The 24,150-nt window shown below is 68.5% G+C and carries 5 protein-coding genes and 1 pseudogene; 4 read left to right on the forward strand and 2 right to left on the reverse strand.

Features of this window, described 5'->3' with window-relative positions:
* Positions 1-72 precede the first annotated feature (72 nt).
* The 3 genes and pseudogenes from ACWPXK_RS20550 to ACWPXK_RS20560 form a co-directional block, all read left to right on the forward strand.
* Positions 73-8,325 (forward strand): annotated as a pseudogene (locus ACWPXK_RS20550) (type I polyketide synthase); the annotation flags it as partial.
* Between the two features lie 289 nt (positions 8,326-8,614).
* On the forward strand, positions 8,615-14,833 hold the full coding sequence (locus ACWPXK_RS20555) for a thioester reductase domain-containing protein (protein ID WP_454197775.1): 6,219 nt from the start codon (positions 8,615-8,617) through the stop codon (positions 14,831-14,833).
* A complete protein-coding gene (locus ACWPXK_RS20560; protein ID WP_454197776.1) occupies positions 14,833-16,422 on the forward strand; it encodes an acyl-CoA carboxylase subunit beta in 1,590 nt (529 codons plus the stop codon). The genes ACWPXK_RS20555 and ACWPXK_RS20560 overlap by 1 nt, the downstream gene beginning before the upstream one ends.
* 243 nt (positions 16,423-16,665) lie before the next feature.
* On the opposite strand, the gene ACWPXK_RS20565 is transcribed toward ACWPXK_RS20560, so the two are convergent.
* Positions 16,666-18,159, reverse strand: a complete 1,494-nt coding sequence (locus tag ACWPXK_RS20565; RefSeq protein ID WP_454197777.1) for an FAD-binding oxidoreductase — start codon at positions 18,157-18,159, stop codon at positions 16,666-16,668.
* A 49-nt stretch (positions 18,160-18,208) separates the two neighbouring features.
* Entirely contained in the window at positions 18,209-20,272 is a 2,064-nt protein-coding gene (locus tag ACWPXK_RS20570) for a BTAD domain-containing putative transcriptional regulator (protein WP_454197778.1), read from the reverse strand.
* Between the two features lie 510 nt (positions 20,273-20,782).
* Between ACWPXK_RS20570 and ACWPXK_RS20575 the strand changes: the two genes are divergently transcribed.
* On the forward strand, positions 20,783-24,130 hold the full coding sequence (locus tag ACWPXK_RS20575) for a BTAD domain-containing putative transcriptional regulator (protein WP_454197779.1): 3,348 nt from the start codon (positions 20,783-20,785) through the stop codon (positions 24,128-24,130).
* Positions 24,131-24,150 lie beyond the last annotated feature (20 nt).

Below are 24,150 nucleotides of genomic sequence, written 5' to 3' on the forward strand. Positions count from 1 at the left end.
GGGTGGTGCCGCGAACCCTACGAGGAACGCTGTACCGGTGTGTTCGCGGGAGTGATGTACTCCGATTACGGGATGCGGCCCGGGGTGGGCGGGGAATTCGAAGGGTATTTGTTCGCGGGGAGTGCGGGCAGTATCGCGGTGGGGCGCTTGGCGTATTCGCTGGGTTTGGAGGGCCCGGCGATCTCGGTGGATACCGCGTGTTCGTCGTCGCTGGTGGCGTTGCATCTGGCGGCGCAGTCGTTGCGCCGCGGCGAGTGCGATCTGGCGCTGGCCGGTGGTGTGACAGTCATGTCGACACCACAAGCGTTCGTGGAGTTCTCCCGGCTGCGTGGGTTGTCCGCCGATGGCCGGTGCAGGTCCTTCGGCGCCGGTGCCGACGGCACCGGATGGGCCGAGGGGGCCGGTTTGCTGGTGCTGCAACGGTTGTCGGACGCGGTGGCGGCGGGACGTGAAGTACTGGCGGTGATTCGGGGCAGCGCGATCAATCAGGACGGGGCGTCCAATGGCTTGACCGCACCGTCGGGTCCGGCGCAGGAGCGGGTGATCCGGGCGGCACTGGCCGACAGCCGATTGTCGGGAAGCCAGGTCGACGCCGTGGAGGGGCATGGGACCGGGACGCGGTTGGGTGATCCGATCGAGGCGCAGGCTTTGCTGGCGACCTATGGCAGTGACCGGCCGGAGGAGCGGCCGCTGTGGCTGGGGTCGTTGAAGTCCAACATCGGTCACGCGCAGGCGGCCGCCGGTGTGGGTGGGGTGATCAAGATGATCGAGGCGATGCGGCGGGGTGTTCTGCCGAAGACTTTGCATGCGGATACGCCGACTCCGGAGGTGGATTGGTCGTCGGGTGGGGTGGAGTTGTTGACCGAGGCGCGGGAATGGCCGGAGTCGGGTGAGCCGCGGCGGGCGGGGGTGTCGTCGTTCGGGTTCGGTGGCACCAACGCCCATGTCATCGTGGAGCAGGCTCCGGTGCCGGAGCCGGTGGAGCCGCTGTCGGTGTCGGTGGAGTTGCCGGTGGTGCCGTGGCTGGTCTCGGGCAAGACGGCCGCGGCGGTCGAGGCTCAGACGGCCAGACTGCGCGAATATGCGGCGAATTCGTCGGTGCGGGATCTGGATGTCGCGTACTCGCTGGCCACCACGCGCACCGCATTCGAACACCGCACGGTCATGTGGCCCGGTTCGGGGGTGGCCGAGTTCGATCCGGTAGTCGCCGGCGAGGGTGGTTTGGGGGTGGTGTTCACCGGCCAGGGCGCACAGCGGATCGGCATGGGAGCCGGGCTCGCCGAATGCTTCCCGGAGTACGCGGCGGCACTGGACGAGGTTACGGCGCTGTTGGATCCACTGCTGGGACGTTCGCTGCGAGAGGCCATCGCCACCGGTGAGGGGCTCGACGACACCGGTATGGCGCAGCCCGCGCTGTTCGCCGTGGAAGTGGCGATGTGGCGACTGCTGCGCTCGTGGGGCGTGAGCGTGCGCGCGGTTGCCGGGCATTCGGTTGGTGAGTTCGCGGCTGCTCATGTGGCGGGGGTGTTGTCGTTGCCGGATGCGGCGCGTTTGGTGGTGGCGCGGGGTGCGTTGATGCAGGCGCTGCCTGCTGGTGGGGCGATGGTCGCGGTGTCGGTGTCCGAGCAGCGGGTGTTGCCGTTGTTGGGGGAGTTGGTGTCGGTGGCGGCGGTGAATGGTCCGGAGTCGGTGGTGTTGTCGGGTCCGGAGGCGGCGGTGCTGGCGGTGGTCGATCAGCTGGGGTGTCGTCACAAGCGGCTCACGGTCAGTCATGCGTTTCATTCGGCGTTGATGGAGCCGATGCTCGATGAGTTCCGGGCGGTGGCGGAAAGCGTTTCCTATTCACCGTCGACGATCCCGTTCGTTTCCACCCTCACCGGCGAGATCACCGAACCGGCTGGCGCCGACTACTGGGTGAATCAGATCCGGGGATCAGTCCGGTTCGCGGACGCCGCAACGACACTCAGCCGACTCGGCGTCACCGCGATCACCGAGATCGGGCCCGACGCCGTACTCACTCCGCTTCTGGACGCCGTCACCACCACCCCCGCAATAGCATTGCAGCGCCGCGACAGCTTCGAACCCGAAGCGTTGATCAACGCCGTCGCGCACCTGCACTCCCATGGCGTCGGCGTCGATTGGGAGAGCTTCTTCGCTGGCACCGGTGCGCGGCGCGTTGCGTTGCCCACCTATGCGTTCCAGCGTGACCGGTACTGGCTGCACCCGAACATCACCTCCACCACGTCGGGTTTCGACCCGGTCGAGCATCCGATCCTCACCGGTGTGCTGCCTCTGCCCGACACCGACAGCGTGCTGCTGACCGGCGTGCTGGACCCCAACACCCAGTCGTGGCTCACTCAGCACACCATCGGCAACACCACGATCGTCCCGGGAACGCTGCTGCTCGAGCTCGCTTTCCGGGCGGCCGGTGAAGTGAATCCGGAACTGGACCGGGTCGAGGAATTCACCATCGCCGCGGCACTGGAACTGACCGATCAGCCGGTGACGGTCCGGGTCAGCGTCGCCGCCGCGGACGATGCGGGCCGGCGGCAGCTCGACATCCGTTCCCGGCGCGCCGGCGAGCAGGAGTGGCGATTGCACGCGACGGGGGCGCTGGCCCCCGCGGACGAGGCCACCGAACCGGACCCGATCCGGGAGTGGCCACCGCAGGGCGCCCGCGAGCTCGACCTGGACGGCGCCTACGACACCGCGGCGAACCACGGCTACGACTACGGTCCGGCATTCGGCGGACTGCGGCGGCTGTGGCGGCGCGGCGAGGAGTTGTTCGCCGAGATCGCGCTGGCCGAGGAGTACGCGACGGGCGCCGAGCAGTTCACGCTGCACCCGGCTCTGCTCGACGCGGCGGCACACCCGCTCGTCCCCGGTATCGCCGACACCGACCGGCCCGCGTTGCTGCCGTTCTCGTGGTCGGGAGTGACGATTCCACGCGTGTCGGCGACGGCACTGCGCGTCCGGATCACTCCGGCCGGTCAGGACGCGGTCGCGATGGTCCTGGCCGACGAATCCGGGACCACCGTCGCGGCCGTCGACGCGCTGGCCCTGCGTCCGCAGGCATCCGGCCCGGCATCGGACCAGACGCTCTTCGAGCTCGAATGGTCCGAAATCACCCCCACGGCAACCGAATCCGATCGCACCGGCTGGGCGGGGATCGGCCAGGACGTGCCGAACCTGCCGACTCGGTACGCCGACCTCGATTCGGTCACCGGAACCCATTCCGTCGTCGTCACCAAAATCCGGATGTCCGGCGCGGACGAACACATCCCCGTCGCGACGCACGATCTCGTTCAAGATGCACTCTCGGTCGTGCGCACCGCGATCACCGACGAGCGGTTCGCGGCCTCCCGCGTGGTAGTCGTCACCGAATCCGCGGTCGGTCCCGGGGCGGGGAACCTTCCGCACGCCGGTGTGTGGGGATTGGTCCGTTCGGCGCAAACCGAACAGCCCGACCGATTCCTCCTCATCGACATCGACGCGGACCCGCGATCCTGGGACAGCCTCGATGCCGCGGTGGCCAGCGGCGAACCGCAGGTGGCGATTCGTGGTGGCGCACTGTACGTCCCGCGTCTCGTGCGTGCCCGCACCGCGACCGCGCCCGTCGAGAACCCCTGGGCACAGGGCAGCGTTCTCATCACCGGCGGCACCGGAACCCTCGGCGCCGCCGTCGCGAAACACCTGGTCGAGGAGCGCGGCGCCCAGCGGCTGCTGCTGCTGAGCAGGCGCGGTCCCGACGCGCCGGGTGCGGCCGAGCTCCAGCGGGAACTGCGTGAGCGCGGCGCCGAGGTCACCCTCGTGGCCTGCGACGTGACCGACCCGGCCGACCTCGCGGCGGTGGTGGCCGAACACCCGGTGCACACCGTCGTGCACACCGCGGGCGTACTCGCCGACGGCATCGTGCAATCGCTGACCAGCGAACAGGTCGCGAGCGTATTGCGCCCGAAGGTCGACGCGGCCTGGGCTCTGCACGAGGTCACCCGGGAACTCGACCTCGGTGCGTTCGTGCTGTTCTCGTCCCTGGCGGGGATCGTCGGAACAGCAGGCCAGGCGAACTACGCCGCAGCCAACACCTTCCTCGACGCACTCGCCGGGCACCGGTCGTCGCTGGGACTGCCCGCGGTGTCGATCGCCTGGGGTCTGTGGGAGCAGGCGAGCGGAATCACCGACGAGATGCGCGCCGTCGATCGCGAGCGTATCCGCCGCATCGGCGTGCGTCCCCTGTCCACGACCGCCGGGCTGGGCGCCTTCGACACCGCGACGAGTCTCGATGTCCCGGTGCTGGCCGCCACCGGCCTCGACATGACCGCACTGCGGTCCTCCGGCGCCGAGGCCCCCGCGGTGTTCCGCCGTCTCGCGCCGCATGCGCGGACTCGGCGCAGTCCCCGCAGCGCCTACGCCGCGCGGCTGGCGCAGTTGCCGGATGCCGAGCGCGATGCGGCACTGCTGGACTTGGTCCGCGTCAACGCCGCTGCGGTGCTGGGGCATTCCACCTCCAGCGCGGTCGGCACGGATCGGTCGTTCCAAGATCTCGGGTTCGATTCGCTGACCGCGGTCGAACTGCGCAACAGATTGACCGAAGCCACCGGTGTGCGATTGCCCGCGACCCTGGTCTTCGACTACCCGACGCCGACCGCACTGTCGGCACGGCTGTCGCGCGAGCTGATCGGAACGAAGAAGCAGACCCCTGTCACCAGCATCGTGGCGGCTGACCGCGACGAGCCGATAGCGATTGTCGGTGTGGGTTGCCGTTATCCGGGCGGTGTGAGCGATGCGCGCGGATTGTGGGATCTGGTGTCGCGCGGTGTTGATGCGGTGTCGGGATTTCCGGTCAACCGCGGCTGGGATTTGGGTGGTTTGTTCGACGGTGATGCGACGCGGGTGGGTCGTTCGTATAGCCGGGGCGGTGGGTTTTTGATGGACGCGGATTTGTTCGATGCGGGGTTCTTCGGGTTGTCGCCGCGGGAGGCGCTGGCGGTGGACCCGCAACAGCGGCTGCTGCTGGAGACCGGATGGGAAGCATTGGAATCGGCCGGGGTGGTGCCGGGGGCCTTGCGGGGTTCGCGTACCGGTGTGTTCGCGGGGGTGATGTATTCGGATTATGGGTCGCGGCCCGGTGTGGGTGGAGAGTTCGAAGGGTATTTGTTCGCGGGGAGTGCGGGCAGTATCGCGGTGGGGCGCTTGGCGTATTCGCTGGGTTTGGAAGGTCCGGCGATCTCGGTGGATACCGCGTGTTCGTCGTCGTTGGTGGCGTTGCATCTGGCGGCGCAGTCGTTGCGCCGCGGCGAGTGTGATCTGGCGTTGGCCGGTGGTGTGACGGTGATGTCCACGCCGCAGGCGTTCGTGGAGTTTTCGCGGCTGCGTGGTTTGTCGGTTGATGGCCGGTGCAGGTCCTTCGGCGCCGGTGCGGATGGGACGGGGTGGTCGGAGGGAGTGGGTCTGCTGGTGCTGCAACGACTCTCCGACGCGCGCCGGGAGGGCCGCGAGGTGCTGGCCGTGCTGCGCGGCTCGGCCGTCAACCAGGACGGGGCTTCGAACGGATTGACCGCGCCCAACGGGCCGTCCCAGGAACGCGTCATCCGCGACGCACTGGCCGACGCCGCACTCACGGCAGCCGACGTGGACGCCGTGGAAGGGCATGGGACCGGGACGCGGTTGGGTGATCCGATCGAGGCGCAGGCTTTGCTGGCGACCTATGGCAGTGACCGGCCGGAGCAGCGGCCGCTGTGGTTGGGGTCGTTGAAGTCCAACATCGGTCACGCGCAGGCGGCGGCGGGTGTGGGTGGGGTGATCAAGATGATCGAGGCGATGCGGCGGGGTGTTCTGCCGAAGACTTTGCATGCGGATACGCCGACTCCGGAGGTGGATTGGTCGTCGGGTGGGGTGGAGTTGTTGACCGAGGCGCGGGAATGGCCGGAGTCGGGTGAGCCGCGGCGGGCGGGGGTGTCGTCGTTCGGGTTCGGTGGCACCAACGCCCATGTCATCGTGGAGCAGGCTCCGGTGCCGGAGCCGGTGGAGCCGCTGCCGGTGTCGGTGGAGTTGCCGGTGGTGCCGTGGCTGGTCTCGGGCAAGACACCCGCGGCGGTCGAGGCTCAAATCGACCGGCTGCGCGAGTTCGTGGCGGGATCGTCGGTGCGGGATCTGGATGTCGCGTACTCGCTGGCCACCACGCGCACCGCATTCGAACACCGCATCACGGCGGTCGGCCGAAGCACCGACGAATTGCTCGCCGGTCTGACCGACGCGGTGCCGGTCGCGGCGCATGCGGGCAAGACCGCGTTCGTGTTCACCGGCCAAGGTGCGCAGCTGCGCGGCATGGGAATGCGGCTGTACGAACGCTTCCCCGTATTCGCCGCCGCATTCGACGAAGCCGCCGCGCACCTCGACCCGCTGCTGGACCGGCCCCTGCGGGAAACCATCGCCACCGGCGAGGGGCTCGACGACACCGGTATGGCACAGCCCGCACTGTTCGCCGTCGAAGTAGCACTGGCACGCCTGCTGGCGCACTGGGGTATCCGCTGCGATTACGTTGCCGGGCATTCGGTTGGTGAGTTCGCGGCTGCTCATGTGGCGGGGGTGTTGTCGTTGCCGGATGCGGCGCGTCTGGTGGTGGCGCGGGGTGCGTTGATGCAGGCGCTGCCTGCTGGTGGGGCGATGGTCGCGGTGTCGGTGTCCGAGCAGCGGGTGTTGCCGTTGCTGGGGGAGTTGGTGTCGGTGGCGGCGGTGAATGGTCCGGAGTCGGTGGTGTTGTCGGGTCCGGAGGCGGCGGTGCTGGCGGTGGTCGATCAGTTGGGGTGCCGTCACAAGCGGCTCACGGTCAGTCACGCATTCCATTCGGCGTTGATGGAGCCGATGCTCGATGAGTTCCGCGCGGTCGCGGAAACCGTCACCTACTCACCGTCGACGATCCCGTTCGTCTCCACCGTCACCGGAGAGATCACCGAACCCTCCACTGCGCAGTACTGGGTCGATCAGATCCGTCGGCCTGTCCGGTTCGCGGATGCCGCAACGACAATTGCCGACCTCGGTGTTGCCGCGATCGCCGAGGTCGGGCCCGACGCCGTACTCACACCACTGGTGGACGCGGTGACCACTACCCCCGCGATCGGCTTGCAGCGGCGCGGCACTGATGAAGCCGAGACGCTCATCGCGGGTGTGGCGCGGCTGCATTGCCATGGCGTCGGCGTCGATTGGGAGAGCTTCTTCGCTGGCACCGGTGCGCGGCGCGTTGCGTTGCCCACCTATGCGTTCCAGCGTGACCGGTACTGGCTGCACCCGAACACCATGTCCACCACGTCGGGTTTCGACCCGGTCGAGCATCCGATCCTCACCGGTGTGCTGCCTCTGCCCGACACCGACAGCGTGCTACTGACCGGTGGCCTGGACCCGAACGCGCTGCCCTGGCTTTCCCGGCACACCACCGCCCTGACCACTTTCGTACCGCCGGCGGTACTGGTCGAAATGGTGCTTCGAGCCGGTGACGAGGTGGGCGCCGACCACATCGAGCACCTGGAACTCACCAGACCGCTGGCGGTCCCGGACGGGCACGAGGCCCAACTGCACGTGGTCGTCGGCGCGTCCGACGACACGGGCCGGCGCACCGTCGGGGTGCGCGTCCGATTCGGGGGCGGGCAGTGGACGACCGTCGCGACGGGCACGCTCGCCCGCGACGGCGAATCGGTAGAGCCGACGCCGGACGAGCCAGCCGTCGAGCACCGGCTGCCCGCCGAGCTAGCCACGCAGGCAACCGATTTCGCGCTGCACCCGGAGCTGCTCGACGCGGCCCTGCCCAGCACCGCCGGTACGAGTTCGGTCCTGGCACCGGTCATCTGGCGAGGAGTTCGCCTGCACGCGACCGGCGCCGACGAGATCCTGGCCCGCGTACGGCCGCTGGCCCACGAATCCGTCACCGCGCACCTGGCCGACCGGGCCGGCAATCCGGTGCTCACCGCCGCCGCCGTGGAGTTCCGCATGCTGAGCCTGGGCGAGGACACCGAAACCGATGGCGGCACAAAGCGATTCATACCGACACGCCCTGCCGCCGTCGCCGCGAACGCCGCCGAGGTCCTGCGGGACCGTTTGACCGATCTCGGCGAGCAGCAGCAGCTCGCCGCCGTGGCGGACGTCGTACGAGTCCAGGTCGCCGCGGTCCTGGGTATCGCCGACCCGGTGAGCATCGAGGACGATCGCCCGTTCCAGGAACTCGGCTTGGATTCCATGACGGCCGTGCAGCTGCGCAATCGGCTCGCGGCGGCAACCGGAACCACCCTGCCCGCCACGGTCGTCTTCGACCGGCCCACGCCGACCGCTCTCGCCGCGTTCGTGCTCGACGCCCTGCGCCCGCCCGCACCCGCCGACGTGCTGTGGGCGGAACTGGATCGATGGGAACAACTCGCCGACGGAATCGGCGATGCGGAACGCGAGCGGGTCGCCGAGCGACTGCGCGACTTGGCGAGCCGATGGTCGGCGACGCCGGCCCAGGCCGCCGAGAGCGTCGACGCGCGCATCCAAGCAGCCTCGGCCGACGAACTGCTGAGCTTCATCGACAGCGAACTCGGCCGCATCCCCGACCACGATCTCGGCTGAAGAAGGGACCTCAGCAATGTCGGAAGACACCAAACTGGTCGAGTACCTGCGGTGGGCGACAGCCGAACTCACCAAGGCCAAGGGCCGTATCGCCGAGCTCGAATCCGCCACACCCGAACCCATCGCGGTGGTGGGAACGGCGTGCCGTTATCCGGGCGGCGTCACCTCCGCGGCCACGCTGTGGAACCTGGTCGCCTCGGGCACCGACGCGATCTCCGAATGGCCCGCCGACCGCGGCTGGGATGTGGAGACGCTGTACGACCCGGACCCCGATCACCTCGGCACCTCGACCACCCGCCACGGCGGATTCATCGAGGACGCGACGAATTTCGACGGCGGACTGTTCGGCATCTCCCCGCGTGAGGCGCTCGGCATGGATCCCCAGCAGCGAGTGCTGCTGGAAACCGCGTGGGAGTTGTTCGAATCGGCGGGCATCGACCCGATGACGTTGCGCGGCAGCGGCACCGGCGTCTTCGTCGGAGCGGGCGAACAGAGCTACCTCGACCTGGCCGCCCCGCCGGAACTCGAAGGCTATGCCATGACCGGGCGGCTCGGCAGTGTGGTCTCCGGCCGCCTGGCCTACACCTTCGGGCTCGAAGGTCCCGCCGTCACCGTGGATACCGCGTGTTCGTCGTCGCTGGTGGCCCTGCATCTCGCGGCGCAGTCCCTGCGCCGCGGCGAATGCGATCTGGCGGTGGCGGGCGGGGTCACCGTCTACGGACATCCGGGCGGCTATATCGAATTCTCCCGTCAACGCGGACTGTCGGCCGACGGACGGTGCCGGTCGTACGGCGCGGGCGCCGACGGGACGGGATGGTCGGAGGGCGCCGGTTTGCTCGTGCTGCAACGGCTCTCCGACGCCGTGGCCTCGGGCCGCGAAGTGCTCGCGGTACTGCGGGGTTCGGCGGTGAACCAGGACGGGGCATCCAACGGGTTGACCGCACCCAACGGTCCGTCCCAGGAACGCGTCATCCGCGCGGCACTGGCCGACGCGAGATTGTCCCCGGCCGACGTCGACGCGGTGGAAGGGCACGGGACCGGAACCCGGCTGGGCGACCCGATCGAGGCCCAGGCACTGCTGGCAACCTATGGGCGAGAACGGACTTCGGATCGTCCGCTGTGGTTGGGGTCGCTGAAGTCCAACATCGGCCATTCGGTCGCGGCGGCAGGTGTCGGCGGCGTCATCAAGATGATCGAAGCCATCCGCCACGGCATCCTGCCCAGAACCCTGCACGCCGACACACCCAGCCCGGATGTGGACTGGTCCTCGGGCACGGTGCGCCTGCTCACCGAGCCACGGCCGTGGCCCGACACCGGCGCGCCGCGCCGCGCCGGAGTGTCCTCGTTCGGCGTGAGCGGCACCAACGCCCACGTCGTCCTCGAGCAGGCACCGAAGCCGGAACCTGCTGAACCACAACCGGTCTCGGTGCGTCTGCCGGTGGTGCCGTGGCTGGTGTCGGGAAAGACGGCGGCCGCGGTCGCCGCCCAGACGGCCAGACTGCGCGAATTCGCCGCCGACTCCCCGGCGCGGGATCTCGATGTCGCGTACTCACTGGCCACCACACGCACCGCGATGGAGTTCCGGGCCGCGGTGCTCGGCCGCGACCGCGACGAACTGATCGCCGGGTTGACCGACGCCGATCCGGTCGCGGCGCGTGCGGGCAAGACCGCGTTCGTGTTCACCGGTCAGGGTGCGCAACGCCTCGGCATGGGAGTGCCGCTCTACGAACGCTTCCCGGCCTTCGCTGCCGCATTCGACGAAGTCACCGCCCACCTGGACCCATTGCTGGAGCGGCCGCTGCGCGAGGAGATCGCATCCGGCGACCGGCTCGACGACACCGCCGTCACCCAGCCCGCCTTGTTCGCCGTCGAATTCGCCCAGGCACAGCTGCTGGCGGACTGGGGCGTCCGGCCCGACTACCTGGCCGGCCACTCGGTGGGCGAACTGGTCGCCGCCCAGGTGGCGGGCGTGCTGTCGCTGGCGGACGCGGCCACCCTGGTGGCGGCGCGAGCCCGCCTGATGCAGTCGCTGCCGCGCGGGGCCATGCTCGCGGTGCGCGCGAGTGAGGACGATGTGCGGGCGGAACTTCCGGACACGGTGTGCGTGGCCGCAGTGAACGGACCCGCCTCGGTGGTGCTCGCCGGTGCGATCGAGGATCTGGAAGCGGTCTCGGCCGCCCTCGAACGGCGTGGGCTGCGCACCAAACGCCTCACGGTCAGCCACGCCTTCCATTCCCACCACATGGACCCGATCCTCGGCGAATTCGGGAAGGTGGCCCGCGGTTGCGAGTTCACGCCCGCCCGTATCCCGATCGTGTCCAACGTGACCGGAGCCGTCGCGGCACCGGGCGACCACACAGACCCCGACTACTGGGTGCGCCACATCCGAGAGACCGTTCGTTTCGCCGACGGCATCGAGGCCATGGCGGCGGCGGGGGTGACGAAGTTCGTGGAGATCGGCCCGGACGCGGTATTGAGCGCACTGGTCGACGAAACCTTGCAGGACCGTCCGCACCTCGCGATTCCGGTGCTGCGCCGCGCCTCGAGCGACGACGTGGCCCTGCTCAGCAGCACCGCCACCATGCATGCCAACGGCGTGGGCGTCGACTGGGAGCGCGTGTTCTCCGGCACCGGCGCCCGGCGAATCCCCCTGCCCACCTACGCTTTCCAGCGCTCCAGGCATTGGGCCGACGATACGGCGACGAAGGCGACCGGAACCGGGTCGGCCGTCGGCCATCCCGTTCTCGATGTCGCGATCGATCTGGCCGACAGCGAGGCCGACGGGCTGGTGGCCACCGGCCGGCTGTCGCGGCGGCAACGGTGGATCGCGCCGGGCGCGGTGGTGCCCGCCACCGTGCTGGTGGAGCTGGCCATCCGCGCAGGCGACGAACTCGGCTGCACAGAGCTGTCCGCATTGACCATCCTCACCCCGCTCAGGATGCCCGCTCGAGCGGATCTGCACATTCAGGCACGGGTGGGCGGCGTGACGGACTCCGGTGAGCGACCGGTGTCGATCCATTCCAGAACCGCGGGATCGCCCGGACCGTGGACCCTGCACGCCCGCGGGATGGTACGACTGCGGATCGGCGGCGCCGATTTCGACCTCGCGCAGTGGCCGCCGACGCTGTCCGAGCACGAGCGGTGCACCGAGGTGGCCCTCCCCGACGAGCTGGCCGCCGAAGCGGCCGCCTACCGCTTGCACCCGGTCCTGCTCGACGCCGCGCTCGCGGCCGCCACGGCCGACAATGTCGGTGCAATGCGGGATATCCGGCTGTATTCGACCGGTGCGACGGCCCTGCGGGTGCTCGCGCGCACCGATGCCGACGGCTCGACGGCGTTGCTGCTCGCCGACCGTACGGGCGCGCCCGTCGCAGCGATCGGCGCGCTGACCGGGGCCGCCGCCCGACCGCCGGAATCGGATTCGCCACGGCCGAAGGTCGACGACATGGCGTTCACGGTCGACTGGGTGCCCGCCGCGACCACCGGACGCCCGATCCGCTGGGGCGCGATCACGGGCACCGAACCCGTGCTCGAGATCGGCGAGACGACCCTGTTCGCGGATCTGGCGGACGCTGCCGACGCCGACAAGCCGGTCGACGCCATTCTGGCGACGATCGGAGCCGCTCAGTCAGCGGACCCGGTGTCCAGAGCGCATGAACTCGGCCGCCGAGCACTGTCCCTCGTTCAGCAATGGACGGCCGTCGCGGACCGGACAGCCGCCCCGCTCGTCGTACTGACCGAGCGGGCCGTGGGGCCCGGCGGCACCGACATCGCGGCGGCGAGTGTGTGGGGCTTGGTGCGCTCGGCCCAGTCGGAGTTGCCGGGCCGGATCGTGCTGGTCGACATCGACGACGACCCCGCCTCCAGCGCAGCGCTCTCCTCGGTCGTGACGGCAGGCGAACCGCAGATCGTCGTGCGCGGCGGCCGCGTCTTCGTGCCCCGATTGCACCGGACCGCCCTACCGGCATCGACGCCGATCCGGCGGTCCGGCGAATGCGTTCTGATCACCGGTGGCACTGGTTCGCTCGGCGCGATGCTGGCCCGCCACCTGATCGCCGTGCACGGTGTGTCGCGGCTGGTGCTGCTCAGTCGCCGTGGCATGGAAAGCCCTGGAGCACGGGAGCTTCAGGCCGAGCTGTCGGCCCCAGGTGCGCAGGTGACCATCGCGGCGTGCGATGTCACCGATCGGAATTCGCTGGCCGAGGTCCTGTCCGCGCACCCGGTCACCGCGGTGGTGCACACGGCGGGCGTGACCGACGACGGATTGATCACCGACCTCGATCCGGCCCGGCTGGCGGCCGTCATGCGTCCGAAAGCAGACGCGGCCTGGCACTTGCACGAACTCACCCGGGAGCGGGACCTCACGTCGTTCGTGCTGTTCTCCTCGGTGGCCGGAATCATCGGCGGCCCGGGCCAGGCGAACTACTCCGCCGCCAATACCTTCCTCGACGCACTCGCCGCCCACCGCACCGAATCGGGTCTGCCCGCGACTTCGATCGCCTGGGGCCTGTGGGAGCAGGAAGGCGGAATCAGCGGACACCTCGACGAGGCCGACAAAGAGCGGATCGCGCGTGGCGGCTTCCCGCCGCTGCCCGCGGACGCCGGGCTTGCGCTGTTCGATAGGGCCGAGGGACTGGGCGGCTCGCTCCTTGTCGCCACGCCGCTGAACATGTCCGCCGTGCGCGCCCGGCCGACGAAGCTCCTGTCCGGTCTGCTGCCCACCCAACGCACGGTCGCGGGCAATTCCGAAGCGGCCCCCTCGGTCGTGGACCTGCTGGAGGGCCGGTCACCCACCGAACAACACGGGATCGTGGTCGAGACCGTGCTGCGGGAGGCGGCCGGGGTACTCGGCCATCGAAGCGCCGAAACACTCGACCGAACAAGGGAATTCAGCGAATCGGGCTTCGACTCGCTGGCCACGGTGGAGTTCCGCAATCGGCTGCAAGCCGCGTTGGATATGCGGCTGCCCACCACCGTCGCCTACGACAACCCGACCCCCGATGCCTTGGCGTCGTTCATCCTGGACCAATGGCGCGACGGCCGGGTCACCGACGCGGTCGACTATGGCAGCGAAGTCCGTCTGGCCGATGACATCCGGCCTGCGAGCACCGTCATCCGGGTCGTCACCGATCCCGAGCACATTCTGCTCACCGGTGCGTCGGGTTTTCTCGGCGCGTTCCTGCTGCGCGACCTCATGGCCACCACGAATGCCGTGGTGCACTGTCTGATTCGCGGCGCGGATGCGGCGGCCGCGACCCGGCGGCTGGCAGCGAACCTGGCTTTCTACCGGGTGGCCGACGAGGTGGACCTGAATCGGGTGCGGATCGTCGTGGGCGATCTCGCCGCGCCCCGGCTCGGACTGTCCGAAGCCGATTTCGACGAGCTGGCCCGCCGGGTCGACGTGGTATACCACGCGGGTGCGACCGTGCACTGGCTCCAGCCGTACCAACAGCTACGGGCCGCCAATGTCGGTGGTACCGAGGAAATTCTGCGGCTCGCGGCCCGGCACCGGACGGTCCCGGTGCACCATGTGTCGACGGTCGGCGTCTTCGCCGGCGCACCCGCCGATGGCAGTCCACTCGCGGTGGATCATCCTACCGGTCCGGCGGAGGCGTTGCCGAGTGGCTACCTGCGGACGAAATGGGTTGCCGAACAATGCATCACACTGGCGCGGGAACGCGGGCTGCCGGTGTCGGTATATCGCGTCGACGTGATCTCGGGGGATCAGCGACACGGCGCGTGCCAGACCCGTGACTTCGTCTGGCTCACCCTCAAGGGCATCATCCAGGCGCGGGCGGTTCCGCCGGTCGGCGGCGGGTTCTTCCATCTGGCCCCGGTGGACTTCGTCAGCGCGGCGATCGTCGATCTGGCCCGGCGGCCCGAGGCCGCCGAGCGGACCTTCCATCTGCACAATCCGGCCCGCGTCGCGTTGCCCGAGCTGGTGAACAGACTGCGGTCGATGGGCTACGCGATCGCCGACCGCGACCGGACGGCCTGGCTCGACGCGGTCGGCTCGGCCGGCGACAACGCCCTGGTCCCATTGCTCGACGCCTTCGAGGCGATGATCGCGGACACCGAGGCTTTCTATCCGGCCATCGACGTTTCCGACACCGAGGCGTTGATCGCGGGCAGTGGCATCGCGTGTCCTCCGGTGACCGATGAACTCTTCCGTACCTACGTCCAATTCTTCATCGAGTCGGGCCATTTCCCGGCGCCGGAACGGAGTGAGCGCTGATGACCGAACTCGTCGAGCATCCGGCCGCCGACGTGCCACCGAGGTTGCGGTCCCGGGTCGCCGAATTGCACGGTGTGAAGCACGAAGCGGTGCACGGCATTCCGCCGAACGCCACCGAACGGCAGCACACGATCGGCAAACTCACGGTGCGGGAACGGTTGGACCTGCTGTTCGACGAGGGCACCTTCCGCGAAGTCGATCAGCTGCGCCGGCACCGGGCCACCGCGTTCGGCATGGCCGACCGTAAACCGTACACCGACGGCGTCGTCACCGGGTGGGGAAAGGTACACGGCCGTACGGTATTCGCCTACGCCCACGATTTCCGGCTCTTCGGTGGATCGCTCGGCGAGGCGCACGCGGAGAAGATCCACAAGGTCATGGATATGGCCGAGGCAGCGGGAGCGCCGCTGGTCGGTCTGAACGACGGTGCGGGCGCCCGGATTCACGAAGGCGTGACCGCACTCGCCGGCTACGGCGGCATCTTCCGCAGGCATGTCCGCGCTTCGGGTGTGATCCCGCAGATCAGCGTGATGCTCGGCCCGTGCGCGGGCGGTGCGGCGTACTCGCCCGCCTTGACGGACTTCGTGTTCATGGTTCGGGGGATATCGCAGATGTATGTCACCGGCCCGGATGTGGTGCGCACGGTGACGGGCGAGCAGGTGTCACACGATGAATTGGGTGGTGCCGATATCCACGCGTCCGGTTCGGGTGTGGCGGGATTCGTGTACGACACCGAGGAGGATTGCCTCGACGACGTTCGCTATCTGATCTCGATGCTGCCTGCGAACAACCGGGAGCGGCCGCCCGCCTCGGAGCTGTCGGACCCAGCCGATCGGCCCAACGACGCACTGGTGGATCTGGTGCCCGCCGATTCGAGCCAGGCCTATGACATGCGAGCCGTGATCGAGGAGATCGTCGACGATGGAGAGGTTTTCGAGGTGCACGCGCAGTGGGCCCGGAACATCCTCTGCGTGTTCGCCCGCCTGGGTGGTGAGGTCGTCGGGATCGTGGCGAATCAGCCCAGTGTCCTGGCCGGCGTGCTCGATATCCAAGCGGCCGAGAAGGCGGCCCGTTTCGTGCAGACCTGTGACGCGTTCAATATCCCGATCGTGACGCTTGTCGATGTCCCCGGTTTCCTGCCCGGAACAGATCAGGAGCACGCGGGCATCATCCGGCACGGCGCGAAATTGCTGTACGCCTACTGTGCGGCGACCGTCCCCCGGATTCAGGTGATCCTCCGCAAAGCGTTCGGCGGCGCCTACATCGTCATGGATTCCCGGTCGATCGGCGCCGACCTGTCCTTCGCGTGGCCGTCCAACGAGATCGCGGTCATGGGTGCGGAAGGGGCGGCGCAGGTGATATTCCGTCGCGAGATCGGTGCCGCTCCGGATCCGGAACTCGTTCGGGCACAACGGATCAAGGAGTACGAGCAGGAGCTGATGCATCCGTACTACGCCGCCGAGCGCGGTCTGGTCGATGACGTCATCGACCCGGCGGACACCAGGGCCGTGCTCATCGACAGCCTGGCGATGCTGAGCGCCAAGCACGCGCATCTGCCGCTGCGCAAGCACGGGAATCCGCCCGCGTGAACGGGGAACAACCGGACCTGGTGGTGGAGTCCGGGAGGCCGACCGATGACGAACTCGTCGCGTTGGTACTGGCCTTGATCGGTCTGCCGCGGCCTCCGAAGCGGGCGGAGGCGGTCAGAGCGGCGGTCTGGGCCCTGCCGGTACCCGCGGAGGAGCCGCCCACGTCATGGTGTCTTCGGGAACCAGGGCGCTGAGGTGAGGTTTCGATGGGCGACAGCGTGGTCGCCCATCGAAACCATGACTTCAGGCCGGTCGGATCGACAGCCGGTGCGAGAACACGTCCCGCGGGTCCCATTTCGCTTTGGCGGCTTGCAGGGCCGGGTAGTTGTCCTTGAAGTAGAGGCTGTGCCAGGCCACGCCCGAGCTGTTGTAGGCCGGGTCGGCCATATCGGCGTCGGCGTAGTTGATGAAACAGCCGTCGGTGTCCTCACCCGGAACCGGTACGCCGCCCGTCGCCGCATAGACGTCGGCATAGCATTCGCGCACCCAGCGATCGTGCCGGTCGTCCTCGCCCGGGTCGGTCCACAAGGTGACGTACATCAATTTCAGAATCGAATCGCGTTGTGCCGCGGCGGTCGCGCCCGCTGGTACCGCGTTGATCCTGCCGCCGTAGCTGACCAGGGCGACCATAGCGTACGGGTGCGGATAGTCGTCCCGGGTCAATTGCCGGTACAGCGCGTCGATCTGCGGCGCGGGCAGGGCCCGGCGCATATACGCGGACTTCACCTTCCAGCGGGCCACCGCGGCTTCGACGAACCCGAACCATTCCTTCACGGCGTAGAACCACGGGACCCGGCTGCGGTCGTTCACCGTGTAGGTCGCACCCGTGCCCGCGCCGACCTCGGCGAGGAAGGTGTCGAGAGTGCGTTCCGCGTCCGGCTCGCCCGCGTCGATCTGGGTGCTCATCCGGAACGATCCCGCCGAACGGTGCTGGATCTTCAACTGGCTGTAGAGGCTCAGGTGGGCGGCGTCGGGCCCGGCGTGCCGTTCGTGCCATTCGCCGAAATTGGTCACCAGGCGGGCGAATCCGGCCTCGTCGAGGGTATCCCATGCCCACGAGACATCGGAGACGATCAGCTCGGTGGGCGGCGTGGGCAGCAGCCCGGTGGGATCGTCCCCCGCGGTCTCGGGTGAACGGAACCAATACCGGGTCACGATGCCGAAATTGCCGCCGCCGGCACCGGTGTGGGCCCACCACAGATCGCGGTGCGGATCGCCGGGTTCCCTGGTCGCGACGACCGCTCGCGCCCTGCCGTCCGCGTCGACCACGACCACTTCGACGGCGTAGAGGTGATCGATGATGAGCCCGTGCAGCCGCGAGAGCGCGCCGTACCCGCCACCGGCGATGTGGCCTCCCGCGCCGACGGTAGGACAGGTACCGCCGGGCAGGGTCACCCCCCAGCCCTTGTAGAGCGTCGCGTAGACCCGGCCGAGGGTCGCCCCCGGGGCGACGGCGAACGCGCCCATCGCCGCGTCGAAGTACACCGCGTCCATTCCCGATACGTCGATCACCACCCGGACGTCCGCGTTCGCCGTGAAGTCCTCATCGCAGTGTCCGCCACTGCGCACGACGACTCGGCGGTTCGCGTCGACCGCCTGCTGCAGGGCGTCGACGACCTGCTCGGTGGACCACACCAGTCGGATGTAGTCCGGGGATCCCACCCACCGGGTATTGGAACCGGATGTCAGCCCGCGGTAGCGCGCATCGTCGGGCCGGATGGTCAACGGTTCGGTCATCAGGTCGTTTCCTCTTCCATTCTGGTTAGGCCACAGCGGACAGCTCGGCTCAGCTCGCGGCGATTACCGTCGCGGGCCGGTCGGCATCGGTGGTGCGGGTATTCGTCTGCCTGCGATCGGCGGGTTGCCTGCCCGGTCCGATATCGCAGGTGATGAGCGTGGATTCCCTCGTGCCCGTAATGCGCGCGAACCGGCTGCGGGCCAGCGAACCCTCACCGGTCAGGACGACGAGCAGCGGGGCGTGTTCGGCACGGTCGAGCAGTGTTTCGAGGAAGTCCAGGCTCGCCTGATCGGCCAGGTGGGCGTCTTCGAAGATCAGCGTCGTCGGCTGCAGTCCGGCTTTCGCGCACAGCAATTCGGTCCAGGCGGCGAACATCGTGCGTGCCTGGATCGGATCGGTTGGCCCCGTCGAGGTGGCCAGCGGATACAGCGTCTCGGCGAGCTGGCGTACCGCGTTCGGTGGGCGTTGTGGGTGGCGTGCCGCGTCGGCGAGTTTCGCCGAGATCTCCGCGGGCGGGTCATCGGCCCGGAATCCGCACACGTCGGCCAGCATCGTCCGATGCATCTCGAGGTGATCGGCACCGCCGAACCGGGCACACAGGATCAGGTCCGAATCTCCCTGTCCCAGCAGGATATTGCGGTACTCGCCAGCCACCTGCCGTGCACACGCCGCGGCGGGCGCGACCACCGCGACCAGATGCGACACCGCCCGATGCCGGACCCGCTCACGCAGCCCGAGCAGCATCCGGACGTCCGGGTCGGGTTCGCCGCTGGAAGCGTGGGCGTCGCCGGACGCGACGCCGATGCCCAGCGCATGCCAGTGCCCGGTCGGATGCCGCAGGTAGCGGATCACGTGCTCGCTCTCGCGCCGGGCGCGCCAGCTGACCGTCACCACACCGTCGGGCGCTTGGAACAGTAATCGCTCGCAGTCGTCGAAGAGATCGCAGTACATGCTCTTATTGCGGAGGTCGGCATACGTCTTCGGCAGCCGTCCTTCGCACTCGCCGGTCACCACCGCGGCCCGGAACCGCGGCGCGATACCCGAAGCGATTTCCGTCCGCACCGCGGTGACCCAGCGGTTCAAGTGAATCGCCGCGGCCACCACGTCGTGCACCTCGCACGGTGCGGGAAACACCGTGATGACGGTGGAGCAGATGACGCCGACAACGATGCCGCCGAGCGATTCGACCGTGGCTCGAATGGTCGGCAGGAACCGATCTCCGATCATGGGGGTGTCGGCGATCGGACCCGGTGTACTGTCCGCCTGGTCGACCTGGATGAACAACACAGTGGCGTGGGTGACCTCGGCAGCCGGTGCGACCACCCGACCGGCCCGGTGGGACGACAGGTCGGTAGCCCCGTTCGGTCCGGTGCCGCCGCGGTGTTCGGGTGGCAGCGCGGCTTTCGACGCGGCGCCGGGCAGCAGTAGCGACGGGCTCTGCCGCAGAATGGCTTGCTGTAGCTGCTGCAGTTCGGAACCCGGTTCCAGACCGTGATTCTCGATGAGGTTGTTCCGCCACGCCGTGTAGACGGCGAGCGCGTCGGATGGTCGTTGGTTGCGATACAGCGCGAGCATGAGTTGCCCGCAGGATCGTTCGCGCAGCTGGTTGGACTCGGCCAGCGCGCTCAGCGCATCGACTACCTTGGCGTGGTTACCGCGCCTGAGTTCGATCTCGAAGTAGTCCTCCGACACCGACATTCGGGCATCCTCGGCGGCGGCCAGCTTCGGCCAGTCGACACCGTGCTCGGTGAGATCGGACAGCGCCGAACCGCGCCATAAGGACAGGGATTCACCGAGCCGGGCGGCACCCGCGTCCAGATCGCCTGCCGCCGCGGCGGCACGACCGAGGTCGGCGAGCCGGTAGAACCGGTAGAGGTCGATGCGGTCGGTGTCGACCTCGAGCATGTACCCCGGCGGTCGGCTGATCAGTGCGATCGGTTCGCTGCTGTCGCCGGGGAAGAGATTGCGCAGTCCCCAGACCGCATTGTGCAAGATTTTCCGGGCCGAGGTCGGCATCGCCTCGTCGGGCCACAAGGCATCGAGCAGCTGACTGGCCGGGACGACGGTATTGGGATGAAGGAGTAGGTACGCGAGAGTTGCCCGCTGCTTCACGCCTCCGAGGCGCAGCGGCTTTCCATTGTGGTGAACCTCGAGAGGCCCGAGAACGCTGAACAACACGGTTCCCCCTGATCAACAGGTAGCTGATTGTGCTGATTCACGGACGGCCCAGTTCCGAATCCCTTTCCCGGCAACATCTTTCGTTGATCTGCCGAGCAGGCGACGGAACGGATCGGGCTCGTGGGACCCGATGCCGGGACCCCACTGTCCGCGCGCCGACGACATTGGAGGCGCTGGTGCGGTGCCTGTCCCGGGAGCGGAGTCCTCCCCAGATCCGGCAGATGGGACATGAGCGGCCCGCACTGGAGGCGGGTCGCGGCACACGCGATTCGAACGATCGGGCCACTATCCGTCACCGCTCGACTCCCTCACTTCGGTGGCCCGTGCTGGTCGTTCGGCACCATTGTGGCGAATCGTGCTTCGGGTCTGCTTCGGGCTCACTTCCGAAGTGTCCGTAGCTTTTTGGGTCGCGAGGTTGCTGATCGGTGTGAGTAGGATTGGGGCGTGCGTTTTGGGGTGTTGGGCCCGTTGGACGTCGCAACGGATGACGGCGACACGGTATCGATACCGGAGTCGCTGGTCCGGGCATTGCTCGCCGATCTCATCGCCCATGTCGGTGTGCCCGTGTCCACGGACCGGCTGATCGATGACCTGTGGCCGGGGTCCGCGCCCACCAACCCGACCAGGTCGTTGCACACCAAGGTGTCGCAATTGCGTCGCGCACTGGAGGATGCCGAACCGGGGGGTCGAGAATACATCGTGACGACACCTGCTGGCTACCTTCTGCGTGCCGAACCGCACCGCCTGGATTCGACGCGGTTCCTCGAACTCATCGCGCGGGCCCAGGCTTCGATGGATCTGCGGGTGCGGGCGAGCCTGTTGCGGGAGGCATTGGCCCTGTGGCGCGGTCCCGCTTTCGCCGACTTCGTCGACCTGCCGTTCAGCGCGGAGGCCTCGGCCCGGCTCGACGAGGCGCGGATCGCGGCACGCAGTGAGCTGGCGGAGGTTCGGCTGGAACTCGGCGAGCATCGGATGCTGATCGCGGAGATCAACGAGCTGGTCCGGGAGCACCCGTTGCGCGAAAGGCTGCGGTCGATTCAGATGCGCGCGCTGTATCGGTGCGGCCGTGCCGCCGACGCCCTCGACAGCTTCAACGAGCTGCGCACGTTGCTCGCCGAGACCCGGGGAGCCGACCCGAGCCGGGAGCTCGTCGAGCTGCACCGGGCCATCCTGGAACAAGATGCCGGACTCCGGCCCGAACCGATATCACTGGGGGGCAAGGCACTCGGTCACAATCTCCCCGAGCCGCCGAACGCGCTGATCGGCCGGGACTCGGCGGTCCAGGAGGTGATAACGCGCATCGGATCGGACCGGCTCATCACCTTGGTCGGTCCCGGCGGTGTCGGAAAATCCCGCCTCGCCCTGGCCGTCGCGAGCAGCATGGTCGACAGCTTCGCCGACGGTATCTGGTTGGTCGAATTCGATGCCCTCGATCGCTCGCACGGGCCCGAGGTGCTGGCCGACGCGGTTCTCTCGGTGTTGAGCATCGATGTGAACGTCCCACCGGGACCACCGCCACAGGCACGGCTGAACTCGGTGGACCGGGTCGTGGCGTTCCTGCGCTCCCGGCGCGCGATGCTGGTTCTGGACAACTGCGAGCATGTCGTCGACGCCGCGGCCGCGCTGGTGGAGGCCATTCTCGCGGAGTCGGCGGACTGCCGGATACTGGCGACCAGCCGGTCGCCGTTGGCGGTACGCGGTGAGACGATCAGATCCGTCGATCCGCTCGAACTGCCTGCCGCCGATACTGCGCGCCCGGAGCTGCTCAGCGCGTCGAGTGCCGCGCAGCTGTTCGCCGCGAGGGCACCCGGTCTGCGCTTCGACGAGGCCAACTTCGAGGACGTCATCGCGATTTGCCGACGGCTCGATGGGATTCCGCTGGCATTGGAACTCGCCGCGACGAAGGTCCGGGTCCTCGGAGTGCACGAATTGCTGATCCAGCTCGATCGCCGCTTCCAGGTTCTCGCGGGCGGATTCCGGGATGCGCCGGACCGGCACCGAACCCTGCGCGCCGCGATCGACTGGAGCTGGGAACTGTTGTCCGGCGCCGAACGTGACGTATTGTGCTGGCTGGCGATTCACGCTGAAGACTGCTCGCTGCCCGCCGCGCTGTCATTGGCCGGCGATCCGGCCGAAGACCACGAGATTTTCGGTGCGCTGACCCGATTGGTCGACCAGTCGTTGGTGGTCATGCAGGAAGCGCAACATGGACCTCGCTACCGGCTGCTGGAGTCGATAGCGGCGTACTGCGTCGAGCATCTGGAGACGGCGGGGATGCTCGTCGAACTGCGGTTGCAGCATGCGACGCATTACGCCGAGCTCGGCGAGCGTGCCGGTGCCGAGCTGCGTGGCCCCGATCAGCGTCACTGGCTCGAATGGCTCGACGTCGAATCGCCCAACATCCGCAAGGCGGCCGATTTCGCGATCGGCCGCCGCGACGCCCGGCTTGCCATGCGGCTGGTGAACTCGCTGACCTGGTTCGGATTTCTCCGCGGCAGGCTTACCGAGGCACATCGATATCTCCGCGCGGTGAGCGCGATGGCCGGGGAGTTGCGCCCGGTCGAGCGCGCGACCATCCTGCGGTGGCAGGCGGGCATGGCGTTGCTGATCGGGGAAGCCGATCAGCTGGTCAGTCCGTCACCTGCGCTCACCGGTGACGAGACAGCCGCTGAGCTGTGCGCACTCGCGCGCGGCGAATGGTTTCTCGGCTACGCGCAATGGTATTCGGGTGCGTTGCCGGAAAGCGAGGATCGCGTCGGACGCGCCTTGGCGACGTTCCGGTCGCTGGATGACAGCTGGGGGATCGCGGCGTCGCTGAGCCTGCGCGCCGCTCAGGGTACGGCGCGCAGCGAATTGGCCGTGGTGCGCGATCACGCGGAAACGAGTGCGGCGATCTTCGACGAAGTCGGCGATCGATGGGGCCGGCTCAAGGCCATCGAGGCGCTGGCCGTGCTCGCCGAGTTCGAGGGGCGCTACGACGACGCGAACGACCTGCACCATGAAGGGTTGCGGATCGTGGAGGATCTCGGTCTCTGGACCGAAACAGCGCACAAACTCGCCTTACTCGGGCGGATCGCGTTACTGCGGGGAGAGTTCGCGACCGCGGACGAACTGCATCACCGTTCCTTGCGGCTGGCCGCGAGCCACGCCAACCGGCTCGGTGAGGGTTTCGCCGAGATCGGGTTGGGATTGAGCGCGCGACGCCAAGGGCGGTTGGACGACGCCGAGAAACACCTGACTCGATGGCTGGGCTGGCTCGCCGCGATAGAGGCACACAATGGAGTGGCTCTCGTGCTGGCCGAGCTCGGATTCATCGCCGAATTGCGCGGAGATCTCGAGTCCGCGTGGAAACTGCACGCCGAGAGCCTGTCGGCGGCATCGGCGACAGGCGACATCCGGGCGGTTGCCCTCGCTGTCGAAGGTTTGGCGGGGGCCGCGGCACTGGCCGACCAGTTCGACCGGGCGGCTCGGCTGCTCGGCGCGGCGACGAGGGCGCGTGCTTCGACGGGCGCGCCGCTGGCGAGTGGCGAGCGAATGGATGTCGAACGGATCTCCGCGGCCGTGCGCGGTGCGCTGGGTGATGAGCGGTTCGCCGCGGAGTTCCAACGCGGCGGGCCGGTGATCGTCGACGACCATGGTGTGTCGGTGACCGACTTCGCCCGGACGGTCGCCGACCGGCAGATCCGGCGTATTATCATCGACGCGGTGATGGGGAGGCCACCGCCGCTGACGGACGGCGCCCCGTTTTCCGACCGAACACCTCCGGTCGCCGACTCGGTCCGGCTCTTATGAACTAGTGCAAACACACCGTA

Source organism: Nocardia sp. Marseille-Q1738 (genome assembly GCF_965283145.1).